We start from the raw sequence: 7,809 nt of genomic DNA, 5'->3' as shown, positions 1-7,809 counted from the left end.
CCGCGCCTCAAACGCCGGCGGGGCTTGGAGGGGCGTCGGTGGGGCTGAGGGGCAGCGGGGGGAGGGCTGGGAGGGGCGTCGGGGGGTGGGGAGGGCCCCGGGGGTGGTCAGGTTTCTGTGCGGTACATCAGGTCTACCGCGTGGGTGGTGAAGCCGAGGCCCTCGTAGACCCTCAGGGCCGCCGGGTTGTCGGCGTCCACGTAGAGCATCGCCGTGGGGAGGCCCGCCGCGGCGAGGTGGCGCAGGCCGATCGCGGTCAGGGCCTTGCCGAGGCCGCCGCCCTGGGCGCCGGGGCGGACGCCGAGCACGTAGACCTCGCCCAGGTGCTCCGCCTCGTGGATCTTCGTCCAGTGGAAGCCGACCAGTTCGCCGCCGCGTTCCGCGAGGAAGAAGCCGGCGGGGTCGAACCACGGCTGCGCCATCCGGTCGTCCAGGTCCCGCTGCGTGAGCGAGCCCTGCTCGGGGTGGTGGGCGAAGGCGGCGGCGTTCGCCTCCAGCCAGGCGGCGTCGTCCGCGCCGGGGACGAAGGTGCGGATCGTCACACCGGGCGGCAGGACCGGTTCGGGCAGCGGGTCCGCGTCGGACAGGGGTCGGCGCAGCTGGCGCAGTTCGCGGAAGAGGGTCAGGCCGAGGACCTGCGCCAGGTGGCGGGCGGCGGATTTGCCGCCGTGCGCCCAGACCCGGATCCGCTTGCCGGAGGCGGCCAGCAGGGCGGAGCCCAGTGCCCGGCCGTGGCCGCGCCCGCGCAGCGCGGGGTGCACGACGAGCTCGGCGGCGGGGGCCTCCACCGGGTCGGTGTCTTCGAGTTGGCCGTATCCGGCGAGCCGGCCGCGTTCGGTCAGGAGGAAGTGCCGGATGCCCTCGCGCCGCCCGCCGCGCAGCTGGAGCCGTCCCTGTTCGGACACGGCGGAGGTGCCGTCGCTGGCGGCCGCCTCCTCGATCAGCGCGAGCACGGCGTCGGCCTGTTCCTCCGTCAGCTCGTCGAGGGTTTCGATATGCCGTCCGGGCTCCAGGGCCACTGCTGCGTCAGTCATGTCACCGAGCCTACGACCGCCGCCCGGAAACCCGGGCTGGCGGCCCGCTGACGGCTGCGCGTAACCAGCTCGCAACCCGTTACCCCCTGTCGCGCTACGCGCGTTGACCTTAGGCTGCGGGGCACCTCCCAAGTTGTCTCGCTGTCCACAAAGGGGACTAAATGTCAGCGACGCCACAACGGCCCCGCACGGCCCGCCGGTTGACCCTCACCACGCTCGCCCTCACCGCGGGGGCCGGGGCGATCGTCGCCGCCGCACTGCCGGCCGGAGCCGCGAGTGGTGGCGGTGCGGCCAAGAGCCGGACCGTCGACGTACAGATGCTGTCGATCAACGATTTCCACGGTGCGCTGGAGCCCCCGCAGGGTTCCTCGGGCAACGTGACCGAACATCAGGCCGACGGCACCACCAAGGCGATACCCGCGGGCGGGGTCGAGTACCTGGCGACCAGCCTGCGCGAGGCCCGCAAGGGTCACGAGTACTCCGTCACGGCCGCGGCCGGTGACATGATCGGCGGCAGCCCGATGCTGTCCGGGCTCTTCCACGACGAGCCGAGCATCGAGGCGCTGAACAAGCTCGACCTCGATGTCAGCAGCGTCGGCAACCACGAGTTCGACGAGGGTCGGGCCGAGCTGCGCCGCATGGCTTACGGAGGGTGTCACCCGGTTGAAGGCTGCTTCGAGTACGGCAAGACCTTCACCGGATCGGAGTTCAAGTACCTCGCGGCGAACGTGACGGACGAGAAGACCGACCGTCCGATGATGTCGCCCACCTTCGTCTGGAAGAAGGGGGACGTGAAGATCGGCTTCATCGGCGTCACCCTGGAGGGCACTCCGGACGTCGTGACCGCCGAGGGCGTCAAGGGCCTCAAGTTCGGCGACGAGGTCGAGACGATCAACAAGTACGCCGCCGAGCTGAACAAGCAGGGTGTGAAGTCGATCGTCGCGCTGATCCACGAGGGCGGTCTGCCCGCGAGCGGCGCGTACAACTACGACTGCGACGTGCCCGGCGCGGGCGCCGGCATCTCGGGCGCGATCGTCGACATCGCCAAGAACGTCGACGCGAAGGTCGACGCCCTGGTGACCGGCCACACGCACCAGGCGTACGCGTGCAACATCCCCGACCCCGCGGGCAACCCGCGTACGGTCACCTCGGCCGCCTCCATCGGCCGGCTGTACACGGACACGACGCTGACCTACGACCGCAAGACGAAGGACATCGTCCGTACGCCGGTCAGCTCGCCCAAGCCGCTCAACAAGGTCGTCACCCGTGACCAGCCCAAGGCCACGGACATGACCGAGCTGATCCAGCGCTGGAACGCCCTCGCGGCCCCGGTCGCGAACCGCCCGCAGGGCTTCATCTCGGCGGACATCCCGGGCCGCGGCTCGCCGGAGTTCGAGAAGCCGCTCGGCGACCTGATCGCCGACGCGCAGCTGGAGGCGCTCGCCCCGGCCGACAAGGGCGGCGCCGAGCTGGCCGTCATGAACCCGGGCGGCATCCGCGGCGACCTCGCCCACAAGGCCGCCGGGGCCGAGGGCGACGGCGTGGTGACGTACGGGGAGGCCTTCACGGTCCAGCCCTTCAACAACATGATGAACGTGGTCGACCTGACCGGCGCACAGCTGATCACCATGCTCCAGCAGCAGGTCAGCGGGCCGGTCAACGGGGCGAGCCCGAAGGTCCTCCAGGTGTCCAAGGGCTTCACGTACACCCTGGACACGACGAGGACGGGCGCGGACCGCATCGTCGTGGACTCGGTGAAGCTGAACGGCGCGGCCATCGACCCCGCCCGTACCTACCGGGTCGCGATGAACGAGTTCCTGGCGGGCGGCGGTGACGGCTTCACCGTCCTGAAGGAGCACAAGAACAAGCTGGTGGGCGCGTCCGACCTGGACTGCTTCAACGCCTACCTGATGAAGAACTCCACGGCGGAGGCCCCGATCGCCCCGCCCGTGGCGAACCGGATCACGGTCGTCAAGTAGTTCCCGTACGCGAGAGCCCGAGGGGGCGGCAGGCCCGGCGGCCTGCCGCCCCTTCGGCGTTCCCGGACTTCGCCTAGAGCTCTGCCAGGAAGTTCCGGACGGCCTCGGTGAACCCCTCCGGGTCCTGGAAGGGGACGAAGTGCTCGGTGTCGAGGCCGACGTACGCCGTCCCCGGGCGCCGCGCGACCATGGCGTCGGCCTGGGCCCGCGGGAGCGGCTCGCTGCGCAGGCCGTGGATGAGCAGGGCGGGGCAGCGGCTCGCGAGCCAGACGTCCCAGTGGGAGCCGAGGCCCTCTTCCAGGGTGGCGAGGGTGTCCTGCGGGTGGAACGGCAGCCGCCAGCCGGCGCCTTCGGGCAGCGGCCGCAGGTACGGGGCGACGCCCTCGGAGAGTGGCCCGCAGGCGGCGATCAGCTCCTCACGGGTCGGCGCGGTGTACGGCAGGCCGGCGAGGAACCCGAAGAAGCCCGTGTCGTCGCCGCGCGGGATGTCCACGGGGGCGTCGACGTTGACGAGGGCGGCCACCAGGTCGGGGCGGTCGGCGGCGAGGTGGTAGGCGTTGATCCCGCCGAGGGAGAAGCCGACCACGGGCACGGGCCCGCCGAGGTCGAGGTGGTCCAGCAGCGCGGCGGCGTCGCCGACGTATCCGGCGCGGCTGTACTCGGGGGTCCGGTCGGAGTCGCCGTGGCCGCGCTGGTCGAGGGCGATGACGCGCCACGCGTCTCCGAGGGCGGTGGCGAGGTCGGTGTAGTGGGCGGCCTCGGAGAGACCGCCGTGCAGGGCGAGCAGCGGGCGGCCGGGGCCGCCGAAGTCGAGGTAGGACAGGGTGCGGTCGTCGATCTTCAGGTCGTGGCGCATGGCTGTGGTCTCTCCCTGGGGTCCGGATCTTCCGACGTCCGAAGCCTGCCACCGGTTGGGCGCAGGCGCAATACATTTGTCTAGGGCGCTTGCCCAAATGGCTGCGCGACTACGATCCCGCCATGGGAAATCGCGAGGACCTGCTGGCCGGAGCGCGCCGCTGCCTGGAGGAGAAGGGCTACCTGCGCACGACCGTGCGCGACATCGCCTCGGCGGCGCACGTGAGCATGGCCGCGATCGGCTACCACTTCGGGTCGCGCGAGGCGCTCCTCAACCAGGCGCTGTTCGCCGCCATGGACGAGTGGGGCGACGCCGTCGGCGGTCTCGCGGGGGAGGGCGAGACGGCCGTCGAGCGGTACGCCGACATGTGGAACCGGAAGGTCAAGGACTTCGGCGAGCAGCGCTGGCTGTGGATCGCCTCGGTCGAGGCCTTCGTCCACGCCCAGTCCTCGCCCGAACTGCTGGAGATCCTGGCCGCCGGCCAGCGGGGCGCCCGCCCGTACGTGGCCTCGTTGCTGCGCGGCATTCCGCAGGCCGAGGTGGAGGAGGCTGACGCCCGGAGCATCGGGTCGGTGCAGATGGCGTTGATGACCGGGGTGATGGTGCAGGTGCTGACCGATCCGGAGCACGCGCCGAACGGGCGGGAACTGGCCCGGGGGCTGCGTGAGTTGGCGGCCCTGCTCGACGACTGACCGCTACCCGTGGGTAGCCTTCCTGAGGTGTCCACGCCATAATCCGTCCATTCACCGGGTCGGCAAAAGGGGCGGGCATGGCGGGGACGGCGGGCATGGCGGGCGTGGCGGGCAGGGGCACGGGCCGCACCCCGGGACTGGATCGACGGGGCTTCCTGGCGGGAGCGCTGGCGGTCGGCGCGGGCGCCGCCGTCGGACTCGGGAGCGCGGGCACGGCCTCCGCCCAGACGCTCGGCACGCTCGGCACGCAGGACTGGATGTCCGGCCTCGCCGACTCCACCCCGCTCCAGCGCATGACCATCCCCGGCACCCACGACGCCGGTGCCCGCCATGGCGGGGCCTACGTCGCCTGCCAGAACATCTCGATCGCCGAACAGCTCGACGCCGGCGTCCGGTTCCTCGACATCCGCTGCCGGGTGACCGGCGGCTCCTTCGCCATCCACCACGGCGCGTTCTACCAGAACCTGATGTTCGGCGACGTGCTCGTGGCCTGCTGGAACTTCCTCGCCGCGCACCCCGCCGAGACCCTCCTGATGCGCGTCAAGCAGGAGTACTCCGAGGAGAGCGACGCGACCTTCCGCGCCGTCTTCGACGACTACCTCGACAACAGGGGCTGGCGGCCGCTGTTCCGGATCGCCGACACGCTGCCCGCCTCGCTCGGAGCGGCCCGCGGCAAGGTGGTGCTGCTCGCCGACAACGGCGGCCTGCCCGGCCTGCGGTACGCCGACGGCAACGTCTTCGATGTCCAGGACGACTACATGGCCGAGCCCTTCGCCAAGCGCGGCAAGATCGAGAACCACTTCCGCAAGGCCGTCCAGCAGCCCGGCAAGCTGTTCGTGAACTACACCAGCACCTCGGCGTACATGCCGCCGCGCTGGAACTCCGACCGGCTCAACCCTCAGGTGCACTCGTTCGTCGACGGCGGGGAACTGGCCGGCCGGACCGGGCTCGGGATCGTCCCCATGGACTTCCCCAACACCCGTTCCGGCCTGGTCGCCTCACTGATCCGGCACAACTGACGGCCCCGGCGGCGGCGGGGTCGGGGCCCCCGGGATGCGGAGCACCGCCTCCGTACCCGGCCCCCCGCCCGGTGCCGCGCGCAGCTCGGCCGTACCGCCCGCGCGCTGCACCGTACGGGCCACGATGGACAGGCCCAGACCGCTGCCGGGCAGGGCGCGGGCCGACGGGGAGCGCCAGAACCGCTCGAAGACGTACGGGAGGTCCTCGGCGGGGATGCCGGGCCCGTGGTCCCGTACCGTCAGCTCGCCCGCGTGCAGCGAGACCTCGACCGCGCCGCCCGGCGGGCTGAACTTCACCGCGTTGTCCAGGACGTTGACCACTGCCCGCTCCAGCGCGGCCGCCTCCCCGCGTACGTACCAGGGCTCCAGCGAGGAGCCGAAGCGCAACTCCGGCCCGCGCAGCCGGGCCCGGGACAGGGCGGCCGCGGCGATCTCGTGCAGGGCGACCACCTGGAGCGGGCCGGGGGAGACGGCGTCCGGCCGGGACAGCTCCTGGAGGTCCCCGATCAGCGCGGCGAGCTCCGTCATCTGGGCCTTGACCGAGGCCAGCAGCTCCTTGCGGTCCTCGGGCGGGATGGCCCGGCGGGTCTCCTCGCTGCGGGCGAGCAGTTCGATGTTCGTCCGGAGCGAGGTGAGCGGCGTACGCAGTTCGTGCCCGGCGTCGGCGATCAGCTGGGCCTGGCGCTCCTGGGAGGAGGCGAGGGCGGCCGTCATCGAGTTGAAGGACCGCGACAGGCGGGCGATCTCGTCGTCGCCCTCGTCGGGGATCCGTACGGTCAGGTCCTCGGTGCGGGCGATGTGCTCGACGGCGCCGGTGAGTTCGTCGACCGGCCGCAGCCCCGTACGGGCCACCCACAGACCCGCGGCGCCCGCGCCGACGACTCCTATGCCGCAGACGAGGAGCAGGATCCACGCCAGGGTGGACAGCGGCTTGTCGATGTCGGCGAGGGGCTTGGCCACCGAGATCGCGAAGACCGGCGAACCGGGCTGGGCCCGCGCGGGGAAGGTGTAGACGCGCATGTCGGCGCCGTCCTGGGTCGTCGCGTCGTACAGGGCCTTGTCCCGGCTGCCGGCCGCGATCTCCTTGTCCGTGTCGGTGACGGGCAGGTCGGTGCGCCCGCTCACCCAGCAGTGGCTGCCGTCGGCGGCGACGACCTGGACCGTCGCGCTCAGGTTCCCGGCGATGTCGGGCTGTGTGCGCTGTGCGGGGCGGGTCCGGCAACCCTCGCGCAATGCGCCCAGCACCTCGCCGCTGGGGTTGGTCGCGCGCAGGGACTGGTCCAGCTGGTCACGCAGCTGCGCCCGCACCATCACCCAGGACACCGCCGCCACCGCGGCCACGGCGAGCGCCACCGCGACCGTGACCAGCAGGGCGAGCCGGGAGCGGAGCGGGAGGGCGCGGAAGCGGGCGGCGGGGCTCACTCGGGGCCGCTCTCGCCCTGGCGCAGGACGTACCCCACCCCGCGCACGGTGTGGACGAGCCGCGGCTCGCCGCCCGCCTCCGTCTTGCGGCGCAGGTACATCACGTACACGTCCAGGGAGTTGGAGCTGGGCTCGAAGTCGAAGCCCCAGACGCTCTTGAGGATCTGCTCACGGGTCAGGACCTGGCGCGGGTGCGCGAGGAACATCTCCAGCAGCGTGAACTCCGTACGGGTCAGCTCCACCGGGCGCCCGGCCCGGGTGACCTCGCGGGTGGCGAGGTCCATGCGCAGGTCGCCGAAGGCCAGCGTGTCCTCGGGGCCGTCGTCATCGGCCCGCGGGGCGGCGTAGGAGCTGCGGCGCAGCAGGGCGCGGACGCGGGCGAAGAGCTCGTCCAGCTCGAACGGCTTGACGAGGTAGTCGTCGGCGCCCGCGTCGAGGCCGGTGACGCGGTCGCCGACGGTGTCGCGGGCGGTGAGCATCAGGATCGGGGTGACGCTGCCCGCGGCGCGCAGCCGGCGGGCCGCCGTCAGGCCGTCCATCCGGGGCATCTGGATGTCGAGCACGATCAGGTCCGGATCGTACGCCGCCGCCTGGTCGAGGGCGTCGAGGCCGTCGACGGCGGTCCGGGTCCCGTATCCCTCGAAGGCGAGGCTGCGGCGCAGGGCCTCGCGGACGGCCGGCTCGTCGTCGACGACGAGGATGCGGGCGCCTCGGCCTTCGGGCTCGGCGGGAATCATGCGGGTCCCCCAGGGGTGGTGGTCGGGGTGGTGATCGGCGGGCACGGCACCTACCAGGTTTGCACGGGTG

At 72.2% G+C, this 7,809-nt stretch carries 7 protein-coding genes; 3 read left to right on the top strand and 4 right to left on the bottom strand.

Going from position 1 to position 7,809, the window contains the following annotated elements; genetic code table 11:
- Positions 1 to 107: 107 nt before the first annotated feature.
- Positions 108 to 1,034, bottom strand: a complete 927-nt coding sequence (gene mshD, locus ACWDYJ_RS30930; protein WP_451568903.1) for a mycothiol synthase — start codon at positions 1,032 to 1,034, stop codon at positions 108 to 110.
- 161 nt (positions 1,035 to 1,195) lie between these two features.
- Here mshD and ACWDYJ_RS30925 point away from each other — a divergent pair, with 161 nt between their 5' ends.
- Positions 1,196 to 3,013, top strand: coding sequence for a bifunctional metallophosphatase/5'-nucleotidase (locus tag ACWDYJ_RS30925; RefSeq protein ID WP_451568902.1), 1,818 nt, complete (start codon positions 1,196 to 1,198; stop codon positions 3,011 to 3,013).
- Between the two features lie 73 nt (positions 3,014 to 3,086).
- Here ACWDYJ_RS30925 and ACWDYJ_RS30920 read toward each other — a convergent pair whose 3' ends face one another.
- Complete coding sequence (locus tag ACWDYJ_RS30920; protein WP_451568901.1) at positions 3,087 to 3,869, bottom strand: alpha/beta fold hydrolase; 783 nt, start codon at positions 3,867 to 3,869, stop codon at positions 3,087 to 3,089.
- Positions 3,870 to 3,991: 122 nt separating this feature from the next.
- Between ACWDYJ_RS30920 and ACWDYJ_RS30915 the strand changes: the two genes are divergently transcribed.
- Both ACWDYJ_RS30915 and ACWDYJ_RS30910 read left to right on the top strand, forming a co-directional pair.
- Complete coding sequence (locus tag ACWDYJ_RS30915) at positions 3,992 to 4,561, top strand: TetR/AcrR family transcriptional regulator (RefSeq protein WP_451568900.1); 570 nt, start codon at positions 3,992 to 3,994, stop codon at positions 4,559 to 4,561.
- 95 nt (positions 4,562 to 4,656) lie between these two features.
- Complete coding sequence (locus ACWDYJ_RS30910) at positions 4,657 to 5,580, top strand: phosphatidylinositol-specific phospholipase C (protein ID WP_451568905.1); 924 nt, start codon at positions 4,657 to 4,659, stop codon at positions 5,578 to 5,580.
- Here the strand turns inward: ACWDYJ_RS30910 and ACWDYJ_RS30905 are convergent.
- Positions 5,560 to 7,002 carry a sensor histidine kinase gene (locus tag ACWDYJ_RS30905; protein ID WP_451568899.1) on the bottom strand — a complete coding sequence of 481 codons (1,443 nt, stop codon included), beginning with the start codon at positions 7,000 to 7,002 and terminating at the stop codon, positions 5,560 to 5,562. The two genes, ACWDYJ_RS30910 and ACWDYJ_RS30905, sit on opposite strands and share 21 nt — an antisense overlap.
- Entirely contained in the window at positions 6,999 to 7,739 is a 741-nt protein-coding gene (locus tag ACWDYJ_RS30900) for a response regulator transcription factor (RefSeq protein ID WP_451568904.1), read from the bottom strand. The genes ACWDYJ_RS30905 and ACWDYJ_RS30900 overlap by 4 nt, the downstream gene beginning before the upstream one ends.
- Positions 7,740 to 7,809: the final 70 nt, after the last annotated feature.

It is taken from the genome of Streptomyces sp. NPDC003042, from assembly GCF_053591315.1.
This window is presented reverse-complemented; position numbering and strand designations above follow the sequence as displayed.